The organism is Corallincola spongiicola (assembly GCF_004284785.1).
Lineage (GTDB): Bacteria > Pseudomonadota > Gammaproteobacteria > Enterobacterales > Neiellaceae > Corallincola > Corallincola holothuriorum.
Genome location: NZ_SHLY01000001.1, coordinates 16394 through 43134, shown reverse-complemented (window position 1 = coordinate 43134; position 26741 = coordinate 16394). Strand labels below are relative to the sequence as shown.

Below are 26741 nucleotides of genomic sequence, written 5' to 3'. Positions count from 1 at the left end.
TCCTGTGCAACCGATGCACAATATTCAACTAACCAATACTCAAGGAGGAGTTATTATGCGTACTCGCATATTCCACGCTATTGCATTTTCCGCCGCTCTATTAACCACCACGAGTCTGAGTGTTATCGCAAAAGATGCTGATATCGATAGCTCTACGGCTAGCAGCAGTCAGCAAACCGTTCAGATAAACCAAGCCAGCGCCGAAGAGATCGCTGATGCTTTGGAGGGGGTGGGGATGAACAAAGCCCAAGCGATAGTCGACTATCGAAACATGTATGGCCCATTTACCTCGTTAGCGACGCTAGAAGCGGTTAAAGGGATAGGAGTAAAAACGGTCGAGGCGAACAGTGCAAAGATCGCCTTTGATGTTCCAATAAAAAAGTAACCCCAGACAAAAATAGAAAAAGGCCGCTACGCGGCCTTTTTACTCTCATAAAACATCATGAAATTGCAAATCATTACTCAACCCGCTTACGACCAGCAAATGAATGGGCTAACGTCGTGCCATCAATACTCTCTAGCTCACCACCAACCGGCACACCATGAGCAATTCGGCTCGCATGTAAACCACAGCTGTTAGCCATATCAGCAATATAGTGCGCAGTAGCCTCGCCTTCTACTGTCGGATTTGTTGCTAAAATGACCTCTTTCAGATCGCCTGCGGAAAATGCCCGCTGTAACTGATCCAGTCCGATATCAGCAGGCCCGATCCCGTCGAGGGGAGACAGGTGCCCCATTAGCACGAAATAGCGTCCATGAAACTGGCCGCTTTGCTCAACCGCAACAATATCCGCGGGGCTTTCCACAACACACAGCACACCACTGGCTTGACGCTTAGGGCTGGCACAGATATCACAAACATCTTGCTCAGTATAAGTACGACAGCGCTGACAATGGCCCACTTTATCTAACGCTTGTTGCAGAGCGTCAGCAAGTACAGCTCCGCCACGCCGGTTTCGCTCCAAAAGATGAAACGCCATACGCTGTGCACTTTTTGGCCCCACACCAGGTAAACAGCGCAGAGCTTCAATTAATTCTGTTAATAGCGGTGAAAACTTCATAAAACCAACCGTTGTAAGCAAGGAGGCTAATCTATCAGTGGCAGCTTGTTGCTGTCGAGATCCTTACAACATTCCTTTTCAGTTGATCACTGTCGTCGATAGCCACGTATACTGCAGCTATAACAAACACTCAACGAGTGCCGCAATGACAAAATGGATGGTTCTACCTTTTCTGATCAGCTCAGTAGAGCTTTATGCTGCAACCTGTGACAGCCTGTTTGACGGACAAGAACGCCGGAAGTTACATAGCAGCGCTTCTATTGAGCTATGCCCCCTCACCAGTAATAAGCCGGTACTGATCATAAATACCGCTAGCCATTGCGGTTTTACTCCTCATTTCAAAACACTAGAGGCGATACACGAGCAATATCAAGCACAGGGTCTGGTCGTCATCGGAGTACCCTCAGACGATTTTTGGCAGGAAGAAGATAAAGAAAAAGACACGGCCGAAGTATGCTACATCAATTATGGCGTTACATTTACCATGCTGGCCACCAGCAGCGTGCGAGGCGACGATGCCGATCCTATTTTTAAACAACTAGCACAACGCAGCGGCAGCGCACCAAAGTGGAATTTCTACAAATACCTGGTTGATACAGATGGAACAGTTCAGGTCTTCCCGCCAACCACTGCACCGGAGTCAGAAGAGTTTCAACAAGCTATTATCAAGCTGCTGAAATAGAAAAGGCCGCTATTCATAGCGGCCTTTTTAACGACAACGGCTAAAATTTAGTTGCAGGTCGCAACTAAAAGATTACCTTCATCCAGATTGTCATTCACTTCAAACAAGTAAACATAATCACCTGCCGCAGGAATGCTTATTTCACTCTCACTTTGTGCACCAGACGCCACTTCAAGATACGTCACTTGATCGACCGTCACACTACCGCCTGCTGCATACTCAAAGGCCCAATCAGCACTGGCAAACTTAAAGGTAAAGTCCGTAGCCATAGGCTCAGCAACTTTTACTTGATAACGGTTATCACCAACATACTCAAACTTATGAGTGTCTGGTGTGGCAGCAAAGTTATCACCGGTCACATAACTCCCCCGGATCCACATATCCTGTCCGATAGGTCCAACTTCACCGGTTGCTGCCGCGTTGCAATCAACGGGCTCGGCCAGCGGCGGAGCCTCTGGTGCAGGCGGGTCATTAGGCTCAAAAACCAATGGCGGCGCTTCATACGCAATAACGTTTTCACCATAGTTTACATATCCGGCAGCACCTTCCGTGGTATCAAACACTAAGTCACCGGCAATGGCATTTTCGTAGTTGTCATGAACAAGGAACTTAAAGCAGTCAGAGCTATCAGTGTACGCAGACACTTCATACACGCCACCGTAGTCACCCACTGTCGCAGCACGAACACCGCTGTCCATAGAAATAGTCTTCTCAAATACTTCCGTCACCGCATCACAACTATCGTCATTCCAAGCATACAGCTCATAGTCTTGGTAAAGTTCGAACACCTCGGCATCCGTTAAGTCATATGTCATCGACAATGGCAATGCAAAGTGTACGGTAACCGTTTGACGAGGTCTCGCCGCCTCTTCCGCGATAATAATCTGTTCAAGTTTGCTCTCTGCATCAGCTTCATTCAGGAAACCATGGAATACATTATCTTGGTTCCAGTCCATGCGAGAACTAAATGTACCTAACTCAGTATCAACACTATCAAGAGGAATACTTGAGTAATACAACCCTTTTTGAACAACGACCCCACCAGGCACAAGTCTGAGTTTCCAACCATTAGGCAGCTCATTTAGAGCTGTCTCAGTCACGACCCATTCATCTTCAAATCTGTTAACCAAAAACCAAGTACGCGTTTGTCCATCGGCGTCAACAAAGAAGCTTTCGCTAAAACGAAGTACGTTATAGTCGCTAAGCCCCGGGATCTGAGACTCATCTATTTCTGCGAAGGAAAAACCATCTGCCAACGCTTGAAGGACTTGAGACTCTAGTTCAACAACATCTTGAGTACCCCACTCTGGATATTCGTGTCCAACCCAAAGGCCGTTTTCACCACGCTCCCAGACACGTAAAACTTGGCCGATGTCGTCTTCAGCTTTAGTAAACGGATAGGAAGGTAACGCATAGTGATGGTACGTCGTAAAGTCAGTGGTTCGTTCGTCACTTAATGTGCGAAGAACAGTTGTCCAATCCTGGAACTTGATCTTATTCCCATCAAGGTCAAGTACCGGTGTTAAAGACTCTGGATCTAACACATAACGTGCCCCAGACAATTCCGTGATACGTTTGCCATCAACCAAACGGGTAGTTTCAGAACGTTCATCCCAGAAACTGGTGAGCTCACCACCATCCCAACGGAAATCGGCATACTCTTCCAGTTCTCTATCACCGCTTTTGGCAAATATAGGTTTGGCATTGGTCTCGACACGTGTCCCATCGGGAGATACAACTTCGGTAATAACTTCGTTGACGGAGCCATCAGCACTCCAATCTTTCTCGATGACGTGAGTCACAATGCCCGCTTGACTGGTAGTGCGAGTGCGACTTTCACTATATGTGGCTGTTTCAAGATCAGTGGGTTCGAACTCATCAAACTGAGTTAATTGAACCAAACCATCTTCACTAAACTGCTTCGATTCAACTCGATGCTGAACCATATCTAGCGCAGAAAAATCCTGCTCAGCGACTGCAGCAACTAAATCAACATCATCAAATATTCGGCCATTGTCGCGTGCGCCTTCAACGGAAGGTGAGCTCTCGTCAAAGTACTCTATGTAATCTTTAGATTGCGCGGCGTCATCATAGTTACCAACACGGTAACTTTGCCCCTTGAAATTCATTACACCATCACGGTCTTTATCGACCTGCCATGAAGAAATGCTTACAAAAGTACCATCGCTAGAGAAAGTTTCCTTCCATTGCGCCGTTTCATACGCAACTGGTTCGCCATCTTCGAGTATCAAATTGTAATGAGCATCTGCGAAGTACTTAACCGCCTCGCCCTCTACAATTCGAGCCTCACCCTTTGTGATGATCTCTGAGTACTCTTCAACCAGGTAAAGAAGCTCCGACGTATGCCAATCGACAAAACTATAACGGCGTTTTCCAGCTTTAACCGTTTGGTTATCTTCTAGTTGTTGAGCTATTTCGTCGGCCTTGGCTTTAGCCGCCTGCAGATCGTCGGTTCTCTCAATCGCAGCTTTTGCCAATTCAGATTTGAACTCATCAGCAACGGCATCATCAAGAAAGTCACCAAACAACAGCGCATCATCCGCACTTTGAGCCAACGAAGTGGAAACTGTCGCTTTCGCCGCTAGCAGTTCTTGTTTGAGCTGTTCGCTAGTCACTGTACCAGTCAAAGCAAGGTGCAGGGTATCTTCCAGTTCATCAACAGCTAAGGTAGTAAATGGCGTGACAACACCCGCTTCCGCTTGAGCCTGTGCAAAATCTAACTCAGGTAACGGAAGTCCGGATAAAACGACGGGGTTAGACGAGAAATCTTCACCAGTATCAACATCAACCGCACCGTCACCCAGCAATGCTCGTAACGGAACTTGCGTTGCTAACATCACATCATCACTGGTCAATACGAGTGAATAGCTCCCCGTATTGTCGGTCACAGCACGAGGCTCCCCCTCATCCAATTGACCATTGAGATTCCTATCAAGGAAAACCACGGCACCAGACACATAGCCATCAATAACTTTGCCGTCTAACGTAATTAAGTCTGTGACTGTAATATCAAAAGGAGGTAACGACGAAGATACCACTCCGTCAGAGGCTGAAATGACAACCGACGTAACAACACCGCTGTCGTCACTTTCAGGGACGCCAGTAATAGCCCCTGTGTTCGTATCGAACTCAGCCCAATCAGGCTTATTTTCAATAGAGAATGTTAGCGGCGCACCACCAGCATCCATCGCTACAGGTGTAAAAGAGTAATCCACTCCTTCATCGACCTGAACCACAGGTGCACCTGAAATAGCCGGAGCAACATTGTTAACCGTAATTTCAAAAGCCAGCAAGTTAGCGCTAAGCGAACCGTCAGTAACAGAGATAACAATAGAAGAGGTTGTACCAAGATCTGTGGCCGTGGGCGTGCCTGTCAAGCGACCCGTTTGCTCATCAAAAACAGCCCACGCTGGCATTCCTGTAATAGAGAATGTAAGTGGTGATGATTCTGCATCAGCAGCTGTAGGCAGAAAGCTATAACTGCTGCCCTCATCGATCGTCGTTATTGGAGAGCCTGAGATTGTCGGCGCTTGATTAACGGTAGTAGAGCCACCGCCACCTCCGCCACCACACGCAGAAAGTACAACAGCCATACCTATAGCTGCAGCCAGTTTACTCTTTGTTAGCATCATTACTGCTGATCCTTTGCACTGTTCAATGGAAATGTAAAAACCCTTAGAGCGAAATACGGAGCGTCCAACTCACTCGCAGAGGCGGGAAATTCAGCAGTAGGGTATCAAATCAACAACACTAATTTAACCATTACTTAACAAAAATTAATCAGGATCAAAAGTGAAAATAACAATCTGTGAGGCAAATCAAACAGACAAAAAAGCCGCAATGAAGCGGCTGATTTATAAAGAGCGTATTTTACTAAAAAGGCATCTTCATACCTGGAGGTAATTTCATACCACCAGTGGCTTCCGCCATCTTGCTCTTATTGGTTTCCTCGATACGACGAACGGCGTCATTGACGGCTGCAGCCACCAGATCTTCCACCATCTCTTTGTCATCTTCCATCAGGCTAGGATCAATCTCAACACGACGTACGCTATGACTACCAGTCATGGTGACCTTAACAAGACCAGCACCGGCTTCACCGGTGACTTCCATATTGGCGATCTCTTCCTGCAGCTTCTGCATTTTATCCTGCATCTGCTGCGCCTGTTTCATCAGGTTGCCTAAGCCACCTTTCATCATCGTTCTTTCCTCATTTTTATCATCATTACAGATGAACTTTTGATGCCGCCAACATACTCAGGGCGACTCAATATTTCAAGTTAATGGCTTGATAGAATCATCATCAACGCTGGCATCGAACTGCTCAACGAAAAACTGAACATTCAGATCGGCGTTGATGATCTGTTTCGTTCGCTCCAACAACTCGTTTTTTAAACGCTGCTGTATCTGCCGAGGAGTTTCATCTGCGTCCTCTTGAGCCAGGTCGATGACTAAAGAGATACGCTGCCCAGACAGATCACTTAATGCTTCGACCAACTGTGCCTGTAAGCGTTCCGTTGCCAGGTGCTTTTGTTCTGCCACTAACCCCAGACGCCAAACATCTCCCTGCTCAATTAGTACCGAGTTGATAGCAAGTTGTCGCACGATCCCACCGAGTTCGCAAAGCTCAATCAACTTGCTCCACACATCATCGGTAGGCAGTAATTTGCGTTTTGATGGCGCTTTTTTGCTTACCGAATCAGCCGTAACTGGCACTGAAGCGGCTTGATTAACAGAGTTTGTCGGTATTGAGCTTTGTCCGCCGCTATCAGCATCCGCGGTATTCTCATTCACTGCTTGCTGTTGTGACGTTATCTCTTGCTGACTTGTTTCGCTAGGCTGTGCCCTGTTTAACATCACCGGGTTGGGTGATGTTGCGCCCAACCCTTTAGGCTTTTTTCCGCTTCGCTCCAAATTCAGTTTATGGCTACGCAGAATATTTCTTGCGGCAATAGCCTTACCCGCCCCGCTCTGAACGTCGGAATGAGGTGCTGGGGCATCTTGAATTGCCACATCCTGAACAGCGGTTTGCTGTGCTGAAGTTTGCTGACTGCCCGAATAACCATGCTCAGTAGCAGTCAACATAATATGCTCCTGCTCCCTAACCAGTGCGTCTTGCATACTTAATGCGGCGGAGTCACTTGATGACCACTGTTCCTCATCACCACTCTGGTTATCTGTCTCAGCATGATTATCGGTGGCGGAATGCTCGATGACCGCAGGCGCTACCACAAGCGGCACAGTTACGCTCGCGGGTGACGCCTCTACCTCATCATGACTAACGCCAACACTTGAGCCTGCCTCAGCAGAGGTTACCGCTGGAACACTGCTACCATGGGGCTGCTGCGGAGGCTTTTCCGGCTCATCGGCAACCGCTTGCGGTTGTGGATCCAAGACAGGGAGATCTGACGGCCTGTTCAAAGGCTCTACCGGTTTCGGCGTGGTCTTGTTGGCACTAGATTCGACGATTGCTACCGGGGTTTCCCCTCCTGGCTCTGCACTGCTTGTTACCACACTATCAGCATGAGCACTCAAAGTGCTGACACTCTTGTTGGGTTCAACGCCCTGCTCAGTTCCCTTTGGGCGAAAGCTAAGGCAACGTAACAGCGTCATTTCCAAAGCCACCCGCGGATCAGGAGAAAGTGGCAACTCTCTACGTCCCTCGACCATAAAACGGTAGTAAAGCTGAACCATCTCAGGGGCTATACCACCGGCTAATTCAGGTAGTCCCTGCCATAGGGCAGACTGTGCGATGGAATCATCCATACCTATCTGTTGCAACATCGCAATACGATGCAACGCATCAGACAACTCGGAAAGCAGTTTATCGAAATCAGGAGAGTATTGAGCCAAGTGGTCAACTTGCGCCATCGCGGCGGAACCATCGCCCTTGACTATGGCGGCTAATAATTGCGTCAGCTGTTCACGTTGCACCGTACCCAACATCTGACATACCGTCAGGTAAGCCGCAGAGCCATTGCCGTGAGCAACCGCTTGGTCGGTCAAACTAAGCGCATCCCGCATGCTACCTCGAGCAGCACGGGCGATCTCAATCAGCGCATCATTGTCGAACGGGATCTGCTCAGCACTGAGTACCGAGCGTAAATGATTTGATATCTCATCCACCGACAGACTACGAAGATTAAACTGCAAGCAGCGGGATAAAATAGTGATAGGCAATTTTTGCGGATCAGTGGTGGCCAGCAAAAATTTCACATGGGGCGGCGGCTCTTCCAGAGTTTTTAACAGCGCATTGAAACTGTGTTTAGACAGCATATGCACTTCATCAATCAAGTAAACCTTGTAACGTCCCCGAGTCGGCCGATACTGCACGTTTTCCAATAACTCTCGTGTATCTTCGACTTTGGTACGCGACGCCGCATCAATTTCAATCAAGTCAACAAAGTTGCCCTGCTTTACCTCTATACAGGCGCTGCATACACCGCAAGGTGTCGGTGTCGGTCCCTGCTCACAATTCAAACTCTTTGCGAGTAGCCTTGCGATGGTGGTTTTTCCCACCCCTCGCGTACCACTAAAAAGAAAAGCATGATGCAGTCTCTGTTGTGCAATACCGTTACTTATCGCCTGAACAACATGAGGTTGGCCAACAACTTCAGCAAAGGTTTGAGGCCGCCATGTACGTGCTAACGCCTGATAGCTCATCTGTGTTAATCACCCTCAAACTGACATAGATAGTGACACTCAATTCCGTGCTCGACTAAACGTTGCTCGCCACCGATATCAGGCAAAGAGATAACAAAACTCGCACCAACAACCTCTCCCCCCATACGACGAACCAGCTTAGCCGTGGCCTCAATGGTGCCGCCTGTCGCCAGTAAGTCGTCAACTAACAGCACTTTGTCACCTGGCTCAATGGCATCAACGTGTAATTCCAACGTGTCCATACCGTATTCGAGCTCATAGGTCTCATCAATCGTCTCGCGAGGTAGCTTATTTGGTTTTCTTACCGGCACAAAGCCAACACCTAGCGCAAGAGCGACAGGAGCACCAAAGATAAAACCTCTAGCCTCGGTACCGACAACTTTGGTGATACCCGCATTTTTAAAGGGCTCAGTTAACAGAGAGATGGCAAGAGAAAACGCCTCTCCGTGCTCGATCAGTGAGGTGACATCCCTAAACTGGATCCCTGGCTTGGGGTAATCTGGAATGGTTTTAATATTGTTACGAATAGTGGCGAGGTTCTGCGGATCCATGGAAATCTGTTGTTAGGAAAACATTGGAACAAAGATTACCATAGAACGTCACTATGCAGAAAAAGTCACACGCCGGCTTGCATCACAGAAGGGAGATTTAGGCAGCCATCGAGCGGTGGCACTGCTTTATTGTTTCCAGCAATAGGTCACCGTTTATCGGTTTGGATAGGACGCCATCAACTATCTGGCGATCATATTCGCAATGGCTATCCGTGCTCAACAACAGAATAGGGGTATTACTGTAGGCAGGAAGCCGACGAATGTTTTTCGCCAACGTCATACCATCCATAATAGGCATACGTTGATCGATAACCACAGCCGCAAAGCTACGTTTTCGTGCATAAGTTAATGCACTCAAGCCATCACCGGCTTGTTCAATATAGACACCGAGCATTTGAAGCTGCAAGGCTAAGGCCTTACGCACTTTAATGTTGTCATCCACTAACAATACTGTTTGTTCCATTTGCCTCACGTCCTTATCTGGTGACTACGAGCGGCGATCGCGGGGCATTATAGAGAAAACACCTCTAATCGCTAGCCTCTATGCCGCAACAACGTAAAACAGCCATCACAAAATCGATAAATTACGTCAATACATCGGTACAGATCGACATTGACTACTTGGTATGACCTATCCCTGAACAGATAAGTTTCATCAAAAAGAAGCTAAAAATAACTAGCAAGAGGAATATAGGAAGGCACAGCAAAGGGAAAGGCTAACACCGTTGTGAAAGCCTCGACAGTGTTTAACCTACGAGCTTAAACCACGTCAAAGTGGCAGGTAAGGTAGGGATTAACAGGACAGCTAAAAAGCCCAAAAAATAGGCAAAATTAAAGGGTTCTTTAAACGGTTGCTCAGACATACGACACCATCAAATTGATCTAGATCAAAACAAAGCGCGCATGCTACTGAAAAAGCCACTCGGTCACAAGCATTAGTCAGAATGAAAATGACGAATAATTCCACGCTGCGATAACTGAGCAACTATCTGCGCAACTCCACCTGTTAACTGCTCAATATTGAACTGAGGAGCAACAGCAATTAGCTGTTCAGCTAACGTCGTAATAGTGCCACCTGGTGTTTCACTCAACATTTGCAATAACTGAGCAGTCATCGCATTAAGTTCTAGAAAACACACCTCATCCTGACGATCGCGATACACCGCTAAATAGGTTGGCTGTTCCCCCACAGCTGCAGGCTGGAACTCAACACTAATATGGTGCACAGGGTACTGGTAGCTGACCACCATTGCGGTATTAGCCAACATTAGTCGCTCAGAGGTTTCAGGGGCTGTAGCAACAAATCCGTCCGACTCAGTATCTAATGCAGCAGACACAGCAAGCTCAACCCATTCGTAATGGGCCAACTCGCGCATAAATGTCGGGTCGGCATCTCCAAGCTGATATTCATCAGCAAGAAAGGTCACGAATTCATTGGAGATATCGAGAAAAATGGGAGATCGGCAATCATGGCAAGCAAAAAACTGACGCACCAATAAGAGCCACTCATCCTCATGATAAAGCGAATGAAGCACAGGGAATGCTGAATCAATGAAGCCTTTGACATTATTAAAAAAAAGTTCCCGGTATACCTTCAGTCGACGCTCTTCGATACCGCTAGGAGGCTTGTTATCAAGTGGCTGACGAATATGCTCAGTCAACTCATATTGAATAACCTGAAATGATCTCATGCTATCAACACCTCGGGCTCAACAGTCATGCTCTGCTGGATCTGGCGGATTTTATCAACCTCTAGCAGCAACTCTTTCATCGGCGGTAAGTTAAAATCCCTTTCTAATAAAGTCGGAAGTACCCCATGAAATCGATACGCCTCCTTTAATAAATTCCAGACCGGGTCAATCACGTCCGCCCCATGGGTATCAACGATTAAATCATCGGCTTCGTTATAGTGCCCTGCGACATGGATATAGCGGATCCGTTTGCTCGGCAGTCCGCGCAAAAAAGTGACTGGATCATAGCCATGATTAACTGAATTCACATAGATGTTATTAACATCTAACAGTAACTCACAGTCCGCTTCTTCCAATACTCGATTGATAAAATCGAGCTCATTAATCTCCTGGCCGGGCGCGGCATAATAAGAGACATTTTCGAGAACCAATGGGCGCTCTAATATCTCTTGCACCTGTTTTACACGATCCGCGACATAGAGTGCGGCTTCTTCTGTGAACGGTATTGGAAGCAAGTCATAAAGATGACCGTAACCGGAGCAGTAGCTGAGATGTTCTGAATACAAAGAAATTTGGTGTGCATCCAAAAAAGCTTTGACCTGGCGAACAAACTCCAAATCCAACGGCTGAGGCGCACCAATCGACAAACTCAATCCATGACATAAAAACTGATGACGCTCAGTTAACTGACGAAATTGCTTGCCGAATTTACCACCCAATCGCATCCAGTTTTCTGGAGCGACTTCCCAAAAATCGACCTCATTGGCTGACTTAGCGAGTGCATCATCCAGCATTTCTCTGCGCAGCCCTAGGCCGGCGCCTTTAATTTCGTCAACAGGCTTCATCTTACTACCCCGAACTTCTCAATGCCCAGAAACAACTACAGCCAGCAGCTGCTGGCTGTATGCCATGGCGTTTCCACCTGCAAATTAGTAGTTACTTAGCACCACCACATTTGCCTTCGCCGCATTTACCCTCTTTGGCAGCTTTCTTTTCGCCACCACATTTACCTTCGCCGCATTTACCTTCTTTAGCGGCTTTCTTTTCGCCACCGCATTTACCTTCGCCGCACTTACCTTCTTTAGCGGCTTTCTTTTCGCCACCGCATTTACCTTCGCCACACTTACCTTCTTTGGCTGATTTCTTACCTTCACCACACTTGCCTTCGCCGCACTTACCTTCAGCGCCATCAAGTTGATAACCAGCGACCAGATCCTGCACCGCAAATGGATTTGCTTCAGCATGTGCCGGCAGAGCGGCTAATGAACCAATAACAACCGCACCCAGAGCTGCTGCAACGCTAGTCTTCTTAATCTTGTTCATAACGATTTCCTTTTTACGTATTTAACAATTTTGTTGTGGTTAATATCGAGTCGTTGCTTCAGCCACAGCCCCGATGTATTTGATAAGACCTTACCGGTCAGATTTTTATTTCACTTTTTTTCAATGATTTTGATCAACATAGTTTAGAACAAGAAAGGTAGAACCGCGTGACGCCTCTAAAACAAGCGATTAAACTGCTGCGAATTGAACAACAGAAGCCGGCTTCTACCCATGCAAATATATTTGGCCCCAATGGAAGGCGTGATGGATGACGTCATGCGCGATCTCTTGACCAGGCGGGGTAATTTCGATCTTTGCATGACGGAGTTTGTTCGGGTTTCTGATGGTCTATTACCGAATAGAGTCTTTCGCCGTTACTGCCCTGAGCTCGCATTAGGGGGCAAGACACCGAACGGTACTCCGGTGAGAATACAGCTCTTGGGTCAAGATCCCGAGCTGTTAGCAGAAAACGCCGCCAGAGCGATTTCACTAGGGTCGCAAGGGATCGACCTGAATTTTGGTTGCCCGGCCAAAACCGTGAATAAAAGCCGCGGAGGCGCAATACTTTTACAATCCACAGCACAGATTGAACGTATCGTTGCCAGCGTGAGAGCGGCTATCCCCTCCAGTAGTCAACTGTCGGTAAAAATTCGCTTAGGGTGGGAAGATTGCCAGCTAGCGGAAGATAATGCGCTGGCGATAGAAGGCGCAGGCGCTAACAGTCTCATCATTCACGGCCGAACCAAAGCACAAGGCTACCTGCCGCCTGCCGACTGGCGACGCATAGGAAAAATCCGCTCGCACCTTAAAATACCGGTAATAGCCAACGGTGACATTTGGAGCCCTGATGATTACCGCCAGTGTCGAGACGAAAGTGGTTGTGATGACATCATGTTAGGTCGTGGAGCCCTGCGTATGCCCAATTTGGCAGCACAAATAAAGGGAGCCAATAGAGGCGTTAAGATCCCCCCTGATGATTGGGAAGCAATAAAAATTGAACTGGGTTACTTCTACCGTTTGACAATGCGTTCACGCAATAGAGCCTATTTTGCCAATCGAACTAAGCAATGGTTGGCGCAATTAGGCCTCCATCACCCCAAAGCAAAAGAAGCCTTTAACAGGATCCGCAAATTGACGTCAGATCAAGAAATAGTCAGAGTTCTTTGGCAGCATTCAAGCGATTTGATTTAGGTCATCCGAAATAGCCAAGCCGTTACCTATGATAGCTACATCACATTTTGTATTTTTATTAGGTCAAAACGGTAGCTTACATGTGTAGCCCTTTGAGCAAACAGCACCAAGAGAAGTTTGAAGATATGCTATCGCAACAAGCTGATGCCCTGTGTAAACAAGCACAGGCGTTGCACGTTTCATCACAAGCATTGGCAGCCAATGGCGATATCAAACAGCCCAACAGCATCGACCACTGGATAGACTTTCTCTATCAGTGCAATGACGATGCCTCTTTCCAGATAAGAAGAAAACTTGAAGGCATTGCGGCCGCACAGCAGCAAATTGAGCTGGGTCTGTATGGGCTCTGCTCTGATTGCGAAAGCCCAATTACCCTAGAACGCTTACTCCAGGAGCCTTCCCAGCAGCGTTGTGGCATCTGCGAAGCTAAATTCAACCAATTATCAGCCAGTAGCAAACGAGTCTGGCTCTAAGTGAACCTCAGATAAATGGCCGCACTTGAACCAGTGCGGCCACTTCAACTCAAGAAAAAGAGTTAATCCAATTATCCACCTTCTCTTCAAGTACTGCCAACGGCAAACTGCCATCGAGCAATACTTGGTTGTGGAATTCACGCAGCTCGAATCGCTCACCCAAAGCAGCTTCAGCCTTCTCCCTTAGCTCAATGATTTTCAGCTGGCCAATCTTATAAGATAAGGCTTGGCCTGGGATCGCCATATAGCGTTCAACTTCAGCGACGACGTCAGACTTCGCCATGGCGGAATTATCCAGCATATATTGGATGGCTTGCTCTCGACTCCAGCCTTTGGCATGTAGACCTGTGTCGACAACCAAGCGCATCGCGCGCAACATTTCATCGCTCAACTTTCCAAAGTATTGATAGGGATCTTTAAACAGGCCCATCTCCATTCCAAGATATTCCGCATAGAGCGCCCACCCCTCAACAAAGGCTGTCGCACTACTAAACCTCTGATAGGCAGGCAGATCGTCCAACTCTTGCTGAATAGTGATTTGAAAATGGTGCCCAGGGGCAGCTTCGTGTAACGATAAGGTGGTCATCCCCCACTTAGGTTGCGCTTGCAAATTGTATGTATTGATATAAAAAACACCCGGACGAGAACCGTCAGGAGAGCCAGGCTCGTAAGAGGCTCCCGCTGCAGACTGCTCTCTGAATGCCTCAACGGGCCGAACTTCATAGTCGGTCTTAGGCATCACGTCAAAATAGGCAGGGAGTACAGCATTGATTTGCGCTTTTAAGCCACTATAGCCTGCGATCAGCTGACTTTTGTCACTAAAAAAATAACTTGGGTCAGATGCCAGGTGCTGCAAGAATGCTGAAAGATCACCAGTAAACCCTACTCGTTGACGCACTGCTTCCATCTCATTCCGGATCCGAGCAACTTCCCCTAAACCAATATGGTGGATCTTTTCCACTGGCATCTCGGTTGTTGTATGACGATTGGCCAGATGTTGATACCAGGTCGCGCCGTTCGGCAGATCCCACATCCCATCAGAGCCTCTCGCTAACATAAGATATTCATCGTTCAAAAAGCGGTAGAGCTTAGTAAATGAAGGGATCACGAGTTCAGAAATTGCTTTGCGATAATCCGCCAGGAGCTGTTGCTGTTGTTCTTCGCTCAACGATGAAGGAAGCTGCTTAAGTGGCTGTACAAAAGTACTGGTGTCTATATCGGTAACCAGTTGTGACGATATCTGCTCAAGCATTCGCTCAACTAATATCTTCGGCAACACAACGCGACTCTCGGCCCCTTCTCGCATCCTGACGATGACATCATCAACCCAAAGTTCGAAGCCGGCCATGCGCGCCATAAAATCACGATAGTCTTTTTCTGTAGTAAAGGGTTGTGCGCTCTCCCCACTGCCAAGTTGCACAAATGTGCTGTAGCGAGAATAGAATTGATTAATCGGCATAAAACGCTGTGGAAACGTTTCATCTGCGAGATCGACTTGGCGATCATACAGAAATATATCCAAGGTTAACTTTCGTGCCGCAGATAACTTATCCCTAGGGATCGCTTCGGCCTTTTCTTCATAGCTGGCATTCAACTCATGCCTAGCATGTAAATAAGCGTCGGTAAGATCGTTGCCCAGCACACCGTTATACTGATACTCCCCCATGAATGGCGCATACAAAGGGTCTAACGCTAGCGCTTCATCTAAGTAACCATCAACCAAAGTTGTGACGGCTTGATCAGCTGATTTAGCGGACTGAACAGTTATGTCAGATTTGGGTTCACAACCTGATAAAAAAAGTACAAAGATTATGGTAAAGAAAATTCGTTGCATCACTTACTTCCAACCTATCCATCGACTGCGTTCTATACTTGGACTAACTACGATAATAAAACTCAGAGCCGATTGTTATGATTTTTTCCTATCGAAATAGTGCATTTAGGGACGTTATTACAGGTTTATACAACCAAGCGTACTTCTTAGAGGTGTTTCAACGGGAATGGCAACGACAGCTTCGAGAGCAGCAATCGCTTTCGCTTTTACTCATTGACCCACATCTACCGCACACGCCACAAGCACAACAAAAGCTTTTACTAAACAAGCTTGCCAGATTACTTGAAGACAGCACTTATCGGGCTACCGACATTGTTTCCCGAATCGATCCTATGCTATTTACACTATGCCTTTTCAATCTCAATGAATCCGGTACAGAGACCGTACTGAACCGACTATTTGCTATGTTAGAACAATTGCAGATCAGCCAAAGCGAGGAAAACGGCAGTCCAGTAAACATTGCCATCGGGGCTTTGAACGTCCTGCCATCGCCAGATATTGAGATCGACTCTTTATTCGCTGAACTACAAAGATTAACGAACGCCGCAGAACAAAAAGGGCAAAACCAGTTTGAACTGGAACGTTTATCGATACACGCGATGAGACACTAAATAGAAACAAAAACGGCTTCCGAAGAAGCCGTTCAATTTATAGCTTAACGCCGTTACGTCCAGCTTTCTCCCTAATATAAGCAGTCCAACTCGTAGCAGACTTCTTAGTATTTGGGTACTCCTTAGCCTTCAACACGCTAGCATATGCATCACGGTACTTGTTCTGGTAAAGGAACGCCTCGACTAAAGACATGTAGATACGACCGGGATCTTTCGCTCCCAACTCCAATGCCTTATTGTACGCTTCGACAGCAGCTGAATAGTTTTGATTTTGCAGCTGAAGATTCGCTAGCTTACGCCAGTAATCTGGTTTATCTGTCATCTCAGCTACAGCTTTATAGTACTCAGCAGCACGACCGATCTCTTTTGCTGAATGCCAAGTGTTAGCCAACACCGAGAGACTCTGCTCATTACGTTCAAGCAGACCAGACTTAAGATATTTATCCTGAATCACGGCCGACTTATAGGGCATACCATTAGTAGCATACAACTGGGCTAACGCCTTTATTTCATTGGGTTTTTCCAGAATATCCTGCTTATAGGCAAGTTCCATCGTTGCCAGAGCCTTTGTATATTCATCAACCATCATGTAGAACATACCAAGCTGAGGCCACCATCGTTTATCTTCAGGAAATAAACTCACTAGCTGCTCAAGCACTTTCACACTTTTGTTAAAGTCTTTTTGCTCATAGTAAGAGGAAAGCTTCAACACATAAGCGTTTTTCTCTGGCTTATCGGCAATGGCTATAGCCTGATCAATCGGCGCTATCATTTCGGCATAACGACCTATCTGGTAATAACCCTGAGCCTTACGAAGAAAAACAGATACTTCTTGTTTTCCAGTAAAGTCCATCCATGCATCATAGGAAGATATCGCATCGGCGTATTTTTCATCTTGCATTTGCAAGTCAGCTAACAAACGAAGTGATTGGGCCTGCTCAGCGGTATTCAAAACATCGAGCTTCACAGCCGCCGCCAAATGCTTCACAGCTTTCGCTGTGCCACCTTCCTGCAACGCATACATATTGCCTAAAAAACGATCAACATAAGCAACATCATAAGGTTGTCTTGCCTTTTCAGCTACTTCATTAAGAATCGCAATTGCAGCATCAACATTATTATTGGTTGAGTATTCCTCAAATGCTTTAGTGACCTTTTTCCCTATTTTCGGAGACAAAAGATAAGTTTTACGCTTCTTATGTTTCTCGGCAACAGGATCGCTTTTCTTTTCTGCAGCGTAGACAGTTCCGCTGACAGGTAACAAAGAGGAAAAAGCCACGGCCAATATGCAGGCGCAAAGTAATGCTTTACATCTAATCATCACTGCCCTCCATCAAGGCTAAAGTCCAGCTGAACAATTATACCCGGCTGCTCAACGGCTTTACCATCTTCAAACTTAGGGTCATAAACCCATTTACGCAAAGCACGCTTAGCGTTCTTATCAAAGACCCGCTTTGGGTTACCCTCAAGAACTTTGATATCCTTCGGGCGCCCGTCGGTACCGATAGTAAACTGCAGTTTAACCCAGCCCTCAATACCATCTCGGGCCGCCTTAGGCGGATAATCAGGCGGAATACGCACTTTAGGTGTCGCATCACCCTCTTTGTTAAGCATACCCGGCGTTCCCATACCGCCCGAATCCGATGATATATCAACAGCTGGTACATCTAGCGATATACCCGGTGCAGAATCATCGACTGGATCAGGCTCAACTGGCGGCGCTTTAGGCGGCTGTTTAGGTGGCGGTGGTGGCGGTGGCGGAACACGACGACGTTCCTGCACCGACGATTTGGGTTTATCCATCACGATATCGATCACGGGTGTTGGAGCACCCGCTTCGTGCCGTTTAGGCCCCCCTCCAATGAGAGCAGCCATAAATACGAACAGACCGAAGGTGACGGCTACGCCCAACAATAGGGAAATCAGTAACCGTACCATAGTTAGTTATTCTCCGCGGCAACCGATATCTTGTCGATACCTGCCTGCTTAACTTGGTCCATCACTTTAACAACGACACCATGTTTGGCTTCGACGTCAGCTTGAATAACCACAGTATCAGTCGGCTGTTCTGCCAGCATACGTTCGATATTAGCGCCAACACGCTCTACATCAACCATACGCTTGTCCATCCAAATTTCACCATTCTCACGAACTGCGATAAAAATGTTAGCATTCTTCTGCTTAGTTGCAGTTGATGCTTTTGGACGAAGAACTTCAATACCCGCTTCCTTAACGAAGGAGGTCGTCACAATAAAGAAGATCAGCATGATAAATACGATGTCGAGCATCGGCGTCATATCAATGCCGGCTTCCTCTTCTTGGCTTCTATGTTTACGTGCCATCTCAAAATCTCTCTTTAATGATGCGGCAAGCTGTCGATCAGACTCTCGCGGGCCACTTTAACTTTGGCCTCAAGGCGTGAACTAAAAAATACGCCTGATAATGCAGCAACCATTCCTGCCATTGTAGGGACAGTTGCCATCGAGATACCTGATGCCATCAAACGTGGGTTACCCGTACCTTGAACAGCCATGATCTCAAATACCGCGATCATACCTGTAACGGTGCCAAGCAAACCGATCAGTGGACAAATAGCCACCAGCGTTTTGATAAACAGCATGCGTGCATTCAGCTTTTCAGCCGCTTCGGAAATCCAGGCCTCACGGATCCTGTGTGCGTACCATGAAGTGGTATCTGCGCGAGCATCCCAATTCGCAACGATAGCGTTGCGAACACGAGGAAACTCAACGTAGAGGAACCAATATCTTTCGATCATTAGTACCCACATTAGGAAAAGCGCGGCCGCAACGATCCAGAGGACGTCACCGCCAGTAGCGATGAAGTTCCTGACAGATTCCCAAAGCTCCATCAGGTAAATCATCATTAGGCTTTCTCCTGCTCCGCATGAGCGGCCACAATTCCAGCGCTCTGCTCGTCAAGTACTTGAACAATGCTCTTGCTGCGAGCAGCAACCAAGCTATGCACAAGGATCAATGGCAATGCAGCAATTAGGCCCTGGGCCGTTGTTACCAATGCCATAGAGATAGAGCCAGCCATCACTTTAGGATCACCGGTACCAAACAGTGTGATTGATTCAAACGTTTTAATCATACCTGTTACAGTACCTAACAGACCCAATAGTGGGGCAATTGCGGCTAAGATTTTGATAATGGCTACACCACGTTCGATTCTAGGTGTCTCACGTAGCACAGCTTCATCAAGTTTGAGTTCAAGATTTTCGGTATCCGAAGCCTTGTTCTCTTGATATACCTTAAGAATACGACCCAGAGGGTTGCCTTCATTAGGCACATCAGTATTTTTCAATTGACGACGGATCTTGGCACCAATCAAACCCAAGGTAATAAAGCGTTCAATGGCGATCAAGAAACCAAGCGCTAGCACGCCGGTAATGATGTAACCAACCAAACCACCTTGATGATAACGCTCTGTAATCGTCGCTTTCGCTGTCTGTAAACCTAAAATCAATCCCTGTGATGGATCGATGTACAAAGGTTCGAAGCCTGCCGTTGCTTGATTGAACGTAGAAACTGCGCCAACGATGTAGCCGTCAGGCTGACGACCTAGTGGCTGCACTGTTCCTGTATCAGAACCAAACAACAGGTACTTATCTTCACCTAGTAGGTTAAAAGTACCGACACGAGTAACAGTTTGCTCGGTGCTACCACCTTCAAGTTCGACAACCTCGGCGTTAAATTTAACCACTTTGCCTGATTCTGTCATTTCGGTCTGAAGAGCAAACCAAAGATCTTCCAACTCTTTCAGGGTTGGTAGCTCTTTAGCTTCAGCCAATTTAGACAGCAACTCGCCTCGGCCTTTATATTGAGCACTAACGATAGAAGTAGAAATACGACCAACGGTATCACCGGCGGCTTGGCGAACCACACCAAACATCTCACCCAAGGTACCCTTGGCATTCTCCAACTCAGTCTCTTTTTCGACTAAAGCTAATTCATTCGCGTTAAACTGCTTTTGCAGTTTAACTTGGCGAGCTTCTTCTGCTGCCTGCGCTCTTTTAGCTTTTTTCAATAGAGAGAGTTTGTCTGCTCGCTCATCAAGGAATTCTTGCTCGCGTTCCTTATTCAGCTTGCGTTCGCTGATGCGATCTTGCTTCACCTGTTTGAGCAGTTGGTCAAGGCTCGCGACGTTTGCAGATGCTGGTAAGGCTGTGAAAAGTACAGCGGCAGCAACTGAGATACTTACTAGAACTTTTCTCATTTTCCACTCTCCGCTGCTTTAACAGGTAGTTTGATCAAATCGACCGCAGCCTGCTTGCGTGCCATACGAATCGCTTGAGTAATCGGATTCAGATATTCATCACCAAGCACTTGCCAAGCTCGGGCGTCGTTATCCCAAACCCAAGCATTTTTCTGATCTAGTGACTGAGCAACAAAAACCACACGACCCAAGTGGAAAAGATCAACTGTGACAACAGAGCCATCAAGCTCTAGTTCACCTTGATAGGATGCAATCTTGTTACCGTAATCGTTTTCGATCTGGTAAGCCTCTAGCACCTGACGATACTTCTCAGAAGTGGTAACGTCAGAACGCCCCATCAGCTCACGTAGGCGCTCAACACGTTCAGTACGATCTTTGATCAGAATAGGCACATCGAGAGCAATAAACTGTTCCAGCGTATCGATCATGCGATACATCAGTGGAACAACACCTTGGCGGGTCTCTTCGATACCATCTATTTGCGTTTGAAGCGAAGAAAGAACGGCATTTTGATCATTCACAAGGCGCTGTAAATGATCATTGTAAACTTTCAAATTTTCTGTCTGGTCGACGACTTCACGATACTCAACAAGCAGATCTTGGCTCTGCTCGTACAGGCTATCGATCTTATCCTGTGACTTTGCAGCTTCTTTATGAATACGGACCGATTCTGCCTGGACATCAGTAAGCGGTTCCGCTGTAACGCTCACGGTAGCGAAGGCAAAAGCCCCGGCCAACGCAGAAGCGATAAGGCTTTTCTTTAATACTCTGGACATAGTTCCCAACCAACTATTGGCGTTAGAATTTCCATGACGGATCATGGGATTTTTTTGGCTATTGTCTTTCTTATTATTAGCGTGTGCAAACAGCGCACAACAACTGACAAATCCTCTTAGATCTGCGCGCAAATGTCAATAAATCATGCCAAACGTTACATAGACCAATTAAGGAATAGTAAACTAAATGTGCCACATAAAGACTCGAAGAAATAGCAGTGCCCCATTAGTCCCTCGACTACGAGTTATGGCTAAACCAACAATTCATCGCAACGCAAATTCGCTCGCCCTCTCCCATATAAGGGGCTACATCATGCATCAAATACGAAGGAAAAATGATTAAATCCCCCGCTTTAGGTTCTACTGCAAGCGTACCTTGGTGAAACGGTGCAATAAAGTTAGTGTTACCTGCATCACCAAACATATGATTACCAGAATTTGGATTAAAAAAACGAATTCTTCCGCTCTCAGAATAAGATGCGGCTTCGCCTCCAACATCAACATAATAAACAGCAGACCAACTAGCATTCGGGTGGTTATGATAACCAATGTACCCCCCTTTACTGGTGATATGGAACCAAGCATGGTTGGAGATGGTCAATTTCTGTAATTCGTCATTTGACTTACCAGTGGTTGCCCCAACCATCAGCATTATGTTCGTCAAACAAAATTTTTTAAGGTGTTGAATTGATTCTTCTTTTCTCCTGAAAAGGTCGAAACTACTCTCAAATATATTCACTCGTGTTGTCGCCACTCCGGACTCTTCAAAGCCCTCGGATTTAAGCCGCTTAAATATTGTAATTAAATCCGAGTTGATCTCATTCGCCCTCTCCCAATGAGCAGATCCCATAGGTACAGCAAACGCGGGGGTAATGCTTAATTTAGACAAATTCCCTCCAAAGACATAAGCAGTTGCTAACAAAGAACAGCTTAACTATCTCGCATTATAAAAAAGGCAAGCCAGATGGCTTGCCTTTTTGTTCGTTCAATTGACAAATTAGAACTTAGCTACTGCGCGGATATAATAACGGCGACCAAGTACATCATAGGTGTACGGGTCAGTATTCGCATCATTGTAGTTAGTATAATACTCAGGCTCTTCATCCAACAGGTTATCGATACCTGCGATGAGGGTAATACTATCTGTTACGAAGTAAGTACCAGCGACGTCATGATAGAAAATATCATCAGTCTCTTTACCCAAAGCGTGTTCCCAACCTGTTAGACCTGAAACTGGATCAGGAGTAGCCTCATCAATAGTCTCGTCTTTCATACCCTTGATAAAGCGCATCTGCCAGTTCAACGACCAGTCGTCACCACTCAAATCAGTACCTAAAGTCCACTTGAACTCAGGAATACCGCCTGCGTTGGCAAAAATTTGACCTTCATCATGATTGCCGTCAATCACATATTCGTCAACATAAGTACCTTCCCAAGTAAAACCGAGATCAAGGTTGCTAACCTGCGTTTGATAACGCATTGCAATGTCATAACCTTTAGTCTCAATCTTTTGAAGGTTTTCGTTAATTACCGCTACACCGTCTAGCGCACCAGTCTGGTCACGTCCAACGTTAGCACAATTCCCTTCGCCGAGAATCGCTCCTGCAGTGCTGTAACAGTCATTAATCACATCATTGACACCACGTGTGGAGATAGCGTCGTCAATTTCAATATCATAATAATCAACAGTCGCAGAGAAGCCTTCTAAAAATTCGGACTCGTATACCACACCTAAAGTTAAGGTATCAGCAGTCTCAGCCTCAAGCTCTTGGTTACCCCCCACAATCGCACGAGTTTGATCGTTTTGCTGGGTGAAGTCATTACCACCAAGGTGTGCTAAACAGTTTTGGTAGATAACGCTACTAGGATCTAGAGATGTGTAATCACTACAAGGATCGTTATGATCCAAATAGGAATCAGACTGCCCTGAATATAACTCATCTACACTAGGTGCACGGAAAGAAGTTGACTTAACAGAACGGAACATTAATCCGTCCATCACCTGCCATGTCAGTCCCAACTTATAGTTGGTATCGTCGCCGTAAGTGTTGTAATCGGAATAACGTACTGCAGCTTCAAGATCCAACTGCTTGACTGCGGTCATATCAGACAACAACGGAATGATGGTTTCCAAGTACACTTCATCTACCGTGTACCCGCCGCGAGTTGGCTGCGTTGCATTACCGGCTCCTTGACCTGATACAGTTAGAGCGTCAGGCTGATTTCCACCCTCTTCATCACGATGTTCGAAACCAAAAGAGAAACCAAGTGTTCCCGCAGGCAGTTCAAACGCATCACCACCGATGCTAGCACCCCATACGTTTTGTTCATTAAAGCCTGTAGCCTGATCTGTGTAACGAATATAATCGGCATCCGCACTAGAAAGTGCGTCAGCACCAGTATAATTAATACACGGTACATCACTAGCAGGATCAAAACCGGCATCAGCCGTAGAACCAGAGCATACATCAGGGTTTGAAGACTGCTCAACACGATACATGTTCACGTAATTAGCAGAAATATCGGTAGCGTCATTGCGCCCATACTGATAATAAGTCTGCCAAGAGAATGAACGATCAGCCCAATCAAAGTCACCTTCAAAGCCGCCAACAACCCTGAATGTACTAATGTCCTGACGGAATTTACGTGGACCGACATCAGCCATACGACGCCAAAGAGTGACATCGAGAGGGTTACCGTTTTCATCCACAATGTCATTTGCGGGGTTTAAATTACCTTCAGAATCATAGGCTGGAATAAACCATGCCCCAATAGGCTGTGGTGCCATCTGCTGATCTGATTCACGCTTGGTGTACATCCCCTCACCAAACACGCGAATGTCTTCAGCGATTTCATATTCTGAAATAGTGTTAATAGTGTAACGTTCAGCTGGCGTAGAAAGGTAAGACGCTGCTGCATAGTTGTAGCGGTCCGTGTTATCTCCACTGTTAACCCAGTCATGGTACTGACCACCAGTAGCGTTAGCTGGATTTCCACCCGGCTCAAACTGTACGTTTTCAAAGAAATCAGGGTCATTCGGATTTCCTAGATAACCGTGACCACCAATTGAATACCAAGAACCAGCACAGAACTTCGCATTATCAGGGCTAGACTCATCTTCTTCAGCGATTGGACAATCAGAGAATCCACGGTTAGCTTGTCCCACAGCCTTGCGTTTGTAGTAGCCAAGGTTCATAACAAAGTTACCTTTGTCATTTGCCCCACCCAAAGTCAATGACAAATCATATTCTTCGCCATCGCCTTTAGTAGTCGCACCGTGTTGTGCTGAGATCTCGGCACCTTCGAAATCATCTTTCAAAATAACGTTTACAACACCGGCAATAGCATCCGAGCCGTAAACAGCTGAAGCACCATCTTTCAGTACTTCAATACGCTTAACCATAGCGATTGGAATGGTGTTCAAGTCAACAGAAGCGTCAGCACCTGTTCCTGAGTTCACCATACGGCGACCATTCACTAGTACAAGAGTTCGCTCGGTTCCCAAACCGCGTAAATCAACACTGGCTTTACCACCACCGCCATTGTTGATGGCAGGAGTCAAACCAGAACCGGCTGAAGCACTCATCTGCTGTAATACATCAGAAACATTGGTTACACCTTGCTTCATGATGTCATCAGCAGTAATAACACTAACCGGACTAGCATTCTCTAAGTCAGTACGCTTAATACGCGAACCGGTGACTTCAATACGTTCAACTTCTTCTTCGTCCGCCGCATAGGCCGGAACTGCGGTAGCTGCGCTCGCAAACGCGCCACCAATCATAGCTAGGCGCACAGCCTTAGCCAGTTTGCTGGATGTATACATCTGTTTTTCTCCCTGGACCACTTATTTTTAAAAGTGTTTTTTTTATGCATCGGCTGAATCAAGTCAGTCCGAATATTGAACAAGTCAGCTAAGCAAACCTGTTCTGTCGCACCTCGGATATAAGCACAAGATTCCCTAATTGGTCAACACCAATTTTACAATTGGTTAATATCCGTTTACTTAGCTTTACAAAAACCACAAAAAGCCTATCACTTTAGAATCAAGGTGTTAGCGGAGAGCAATTGCTTGACTTTAGTGCGAAAGGAGCTACCGGCGCGCCAAATTGATGCAATTACTAAGCAAGTGTTGAAGGGATGTAACGAAACGTTACAGTACATTATTTACACTAAAATTCGATACTTAGCCGCCACCGAACCGCCCGTAAGGCGAATCAACATTACACGGCGGCTAGCTAGAGCAATATGGAGGGCTGTGTTAACCTCCTTGGATCTCTCCTAGCGATAGAATACTGCGGTAAAATGTTTGAACTAGGCTTAGACCTACATGTATGGGCATTGCTCTGCGGAGCCGCGCTCCTTGCAGGTTTTGTTGACGCCATCGCTGGCGGAGGAGGTCTACTCACCGTACCTGCACTGATGTCTGCCGGACTCCCGCCCCATATCGTATTAGGCACCAACAAGCTGGCCGCCACGTTCGGCTCGTTCGCAGCTAGCCTTACTTATTATCGCAAACGTCTGTTCCAACCAATGTTTTGGATCTATTCAATATGCTGCACAGCGGTCGGTGCCATCATAGGCACAGTGGTCGTGGATCTAATAAGTGCTGACTGGCTGGAGCGTATACTGCCTTTAGTCATCATATTTATTGCGCTTTATACACTGTTTCAACGTACCCCCCCTTTATATCAAAACCGTTTACCCAAGCGCTCATCACGCCTTGTTAAAGCACAATCTGCACAAGGCGTAGTTTTAGGTTTCTACGACGGTTTTGCAGGTCCTGGCACGGGTGCATTTTGGATGGTTTCAAATATGGCGATCTACAAAATGGATATTTTACGCTCCAGTGGTGTTGCCAAAGCGATGAACTTCGTCAGCAATGCTTGCTCACTGGCTGCGTTTATTTGGTTAAGTCATGTGAATTGGGGAATTGGCTTAGCCATGGGAATATGCATCATGTTAGGTTCCTTTATCGGTGCTCACACCGCGATCCGTTTTGGTGCAAGTTTTATCAAACCTGTTTTTATTACTGTCGTCGTGTTGATGGCACTTAAATTGGCATATCAAGCATGGTGAATTCGGCAAATCAGTGGTTACAAGGTATCGGCACAAAAATTGATGCACTAGATAGACAAATAAAAGAGGGGCACCTCAAGAGCAGTATTCGTCACGAACAGCTGTTTGGCACCTACCCTGTTAACCTGAAACAAGCCTGCCAGCAATGCAGAGAAACACTAGCCCGGGTTCGCGAAGCCTCACAGCGTCATAAAAGTGAAGCATTACTGCAATATTATTGCGAACAGCTTAATGACCAGCTTGCCGCCTTGTTCAATGCCGTCAAGCAGGCGTCACAAACTAAAACTGAACAACACACAAACTACTCTGCAGAAGTACTTAAGCTGAAAGAGCAGTTGGACAAGCATAGAGAATATGAACGCAGATTGCTTAGACGAGTGCAACAGTGTCAGCACTCCGTGGACAACGCCAGAAGTGAGCAATTCCGCCAGCAATGGTTAAATTGGTTACAAACCGAAAAAAGCCGACTACAGAAGTGTCGACAGGCATCTGCTGAGATCGAAGATCAGTTAGAGCTTGCGCAACGCCAGCATCAATAGTGAGGAGAAT

The 26741-nt window shown here is 46.6% G+C and carries 25 protein-coding genes; 7 read left to right on the top strand and 18 right to left on the bottom strand.

Features of this window, described 5'->3' with window-relative positions; genetic code table 11:
- Nucleotides 1-55 precede the first annotated feature (55 nt).
- Nucleotides 56-385, top strand: coding sequence for a ComEA family DNA-binding protein (locus EXY25_RS18980; RefSeq protein WP_130565287.1), 330 nt, complete (start codon nt 56-58; stop codon nt 383-385).
- 73 nt (nt 386-458) lie between these two features.
- Here the strand turns inward: EXY25_RS18980 and recR are convergent, their stop codons facing one another.
- Entirely contained in the window at nt 459-1061 is a 603-nt protein-coding gene (recR, locus tag EXY25_RS00215; protein ID WP_114338420.1) for a recombination mediator RecR, read from the bottom strand.
- A gap of 145 nt (nt 1062-1206) precedes the next feature.
- Between recR and EXY25_RS00210 the strand changes: the two genes are divergently transcribed.
- The gene (locus tag EXY25_RS00210) at nt 1207-1743 is read left to right on the top strand and encodes a glutathione peroxidase (protein ID WP_130565286.1); all 537 of its coding nucleotides are present in this window, start codon (nt 1207-1209) and stop codon (nt 1741-1743) included.
- A 47-nt stretch (nt 1744-1790) separates the two neighbouring features.
- On the opposite strand, the gene EXY25_RS00205 is transcribed toward EXY25_RS00210, so the two are convergent.
- The 8 genes from EXY25_RS00205 to EXY25_RS00170 all read right to left on the bottom strand — a co-directional run bounded on the left by EXY25_RS00205 (nt 1791) and on the right by EXY25_RS00170 (nt 11992).
- A complete protein-coding gene (locus tag EXY25_RS00205) occupies nt 1791-5396 on the bottom strand; it encodes a putative Ig domain-containing protein (protein ID WP_130565285.1) in 3606 nt (1201 codons plus the stop codon).
- 241 nt (nt 5397-5637) lie between these two features.
- The gene (locus EXY25_RS00200) at nt 5638-5964 is read right to left on the bottom strand and encodes a YbaB/EbfC family nucleoid-associated protein (protein ID WP_114338417.1); all 327 of its coding nucleotides are present in this window, start codon (nt 5962-5964) and stop codon (nt 5638-5640) included.
- Between the two features lie 75 nt (nt 5965-6039).
- The gene (gene dnaX, locus EXY25_RS00195) at nt 6040-8427 is read right to left on the bottom strand and encodes a DNA polymerase III subunit gamma/tau (RefSeq protein ID WP_130565284.1); all 2388 of its coding nucleotides are present in this window, start codon (nt 8425-8427) and stop codon (nt 6040-6042) included.
- Between the two features lie 5 nt (nt 8428-8432).
- Nucleotides 8433-8978 carry an adenine phosphoribosyltransferase gene (apt, locus tag EXY25_RS00190; RefSeq protein WP_130565283.1) on the bottom strand — a complete coding sequence of 182 codons (546 nt, stop codon included), beginning with the start codon at nt 8976-8978 and terminating at the stop codon, nt 8433-8435.
- A gap of 97 nt (nt 8979-9075) precedes the next feature.
- On the bottom strand, nt 9076-9441 hold the full coding sequence (locus tag EXY25_RS00185) for a response regulator (RefSeq protein WP_114338414.1): 366 nt from the start codon (nt 9439-9441) through the stop codon (nt 9076-9078).
- 472 nt (nt 9442-9913) lie between these two features.
- Nucleotides 9914-10669: an HvfC family RiPP maturation protein gene (locus EXY25_RS00180; protein WP_130565282.1), complete on the bottom strand. Its 756-nt coding sequence runs from the start codon at nt 10667-10669 to the stop codon at nt 9914-9916.
- Nucleotides 10666-11514, bottom strand: coding sequence for an HvfB family MNIO-type RiPP peptide maturase (locus EXY25_RS00175; protein WP_130565281.1), 849 nt, complete (start codon nt 11512-11514; stop codon nt 10666-10668). The genes EXY25_RS00180 and EXY25_RS00175 overlap by 4 nt, the downstream gene beginning before the upstream one ends.
- A 91-nt stretch (nt 11515-11605) precedes the next feature.
- Nucleotides 11606-11992, bottom strand: a complete 387-nt coding sequence (locus EXY25_RS00170) for an HvfA family oxazolone/thioamide-modified RiPP metallophore (protein ID WP_114338411.1) — start codon at nt 11990-11992, stop codon at nt 11606-11608.
- Nucleotides 11993-12223: 231 nt separating this feature from the next.
- Here EXY25_RS00170 and EXY25_RS00165 point away from each other — a divergent pair, with 231 nt between their 5' ends.
- Complete coding sequence (locus tag EXY25_RS00165) at nt 12224-13183, top strand: tRNA dihydrouridine synthase (RefSeq protein ID WP_130565280.1); 960 nt, start codon at nt 12224-12226, stop codon at nt 13181-13183.
- An 80-nt stretch (nt 13184-13263) separates the two neighbouring features.
- Entirely contained in the window at nt 13264-13656 is a 393-nt protein-coding gene (locus tag EXY25_RS00160; RefSeq protein WP_130565279.1) for a TraR/DksA C4-type zinc finger protein, read from the top strand.
- 49 nt (nt 13657-13705) lie between these two features.
- On the opposite strand, the gene EXY25_RS00155 is transcribed toward EXY25_RS00160, so the two are convergent.
- Nucleotides 13706-15490 (bottom strand): DUF885 domain-containing protein, encoded by a 1785-nt coding sequence (locus EXY25_RS00155; protein ID WP_130565278.1) that lies wholly within the window; start codon nt 15488-15490, stop codon nt 13706-13708.
- A gap of 77 nt (nt 15491-15567) precedes the next feature.
- On the opposite strand from EXY25_RS00155, the gene EXY25_RS00150 reads away from it, so the two are divergent.
- Nucleotides 15568-16101, top strand: a complete 534-nt coding sequence (locus tag EXY25_RS00150; protein ID WP_130565277.1) for a GGDEF domain-containing protein — start codon at nt 15568-15570, stop codon at nt 16099-16101.
- 37 nt (nt 16102-16138) lie between these two features.
- Here EXY25_RS00150 and EXY25_RS00145 read toward each other — a convergent pair whose 3' ends face one another.
- The 8 genes from EXY25_RS00145 to EXY25_RS00110 all read right to left on the bottom strand — a co-directional run bounded on the left by EXY25_RS00145 (nt 16139) and on the right by EXY25_RS00110 (nt 24939).
- On the bottom strand, nt 16139-17422 hold the full coding sequence (locus EXY25_RS00145; protein ID WP_130565276.1) for a tetratricopeptide repeat protein: 1284 nt from the start codon (nt 17420-17422) through the stop codon (nt 16139-16141).
- The gene (locus EXY25_RS00140) at nt 17422-18039 is read right to left on the bottom strand and encodes an energy transducer TonB (RefSeq protein WP_130565275.1); all 618 of its coding nucleotides are present in this window, start codon (nt 18037-18039) and stop codon (nt 17422-17424) included. The genes EXY25_RS00145 and EXY25_RS00140 overlap by 1 nt, the downstream gene beginning before the upstream one ends.
- A 2-nt stretch (nt 18040-18041) precedes the next feature.
- On the bottom strand, nt 18042-18443 hold the full coding sequence (locus EXY25_RS00135) for an ExbD/TolR family protein (protein ID WP_114338404.1): 402 nt from the start codon (nt 18441-18443) through the stop codon (nt 18042-18044).
- A gap of 14 nt (nt 18444-18457) precedes the next feature.
- On the bottom strand, nt 18458-18982 hold the full coding sequence (locus tag EXY25_RS00130) for a MotA/TolQ/ExbB proton channel family protein (RefSeq protein ID WP_114338621.1): 525 nt from the start codon (nt 18980-18982) through the stop codon (nt 18458-18460).
- A gap of 2 nt (nt 18983-18984) precedes the next feature.
- Nucleotides 18985-20337, bottom strand: a complete 1353-nt coding sequence (locus EXY25_RS00125; RefSeq protein WP_130565274.1) for a MotA/TolQ/ExbB proton channel family protein — start codon at nt 20335-20337, stop codon at nt 18985-18987.
- Nucleotides 20334-21113 carry a DUF3450 domain-containing protein gene (locus EXY25_RS00120; RefSeq protein WP_130565273.1) on the bottom strand — a complete coding sequence of 260 codons (780 nt, stop codon included), beginning with the start codon at nt 21111-21113 and terminating at the stop codon, nt 20334-20336. The genes EXY25_RS00125 and EXY25_RS00120 overlap by 4 nt, the downstream gene beginning before the upstream one ends.
- Nucleotides 21114-21351: 238 nt before the next feature.
- Nucleotides 21352-22002, bottom strand: a complete 651-nt coding sequence (locus tag EXY25_RS00115) for a TIGR02466 family protein (protein ID WP_130565272.1) — start codon at nt 22000-22002, stop codon at nt 21352-21354.
- A gap of 108 nt (nt 22003-22110) precedes the next feature.
- Nucleotides 22111-24939, bottom strand: a complete 2829-nt coding sequence (locus tag EXY25_RS00110; RefSeq protein WP_130565271.1) for a TonB-dependent receptor — start codon at nt 24937-24939, stop codon at nt 22111-22113.
- Between the two features lie 479 nt (nt 24940-25418).
- Here EXY25_RS00110 and EXY25_RS00105 point away from each other — a divergent pair, with 479 nt between their 5' ends.
- Together EXY25_RS00105 and priC are read left to right on the top strand one after the other, a co-directional pair.
- On the top strand, nt 25419-26192 hold the full coding sequence (locus EXY25_RS00105) for a TSUP family transporter (RefSeq protein ID WP_130565270.1): 774 nt from the start codon (nt 25419-25421) through the stop codon (nt 26190-26192).
- Nucleotides 26186-26731, top strand: coding sequence for a primosomal replication protein PriC (gene priC / locus EXY25_RS00100; protein ID WP_114338398.1), 546 nt, complete (start codon nt 26186-26188; stop codon nt 26729-26731). The genes EXY25_RS00105 and priC overlap by 7 nt, the downstream gene beginning before the upstream one ends.
- Nucleotides 26732-26741: the final 10 nt, after the last annotated feature.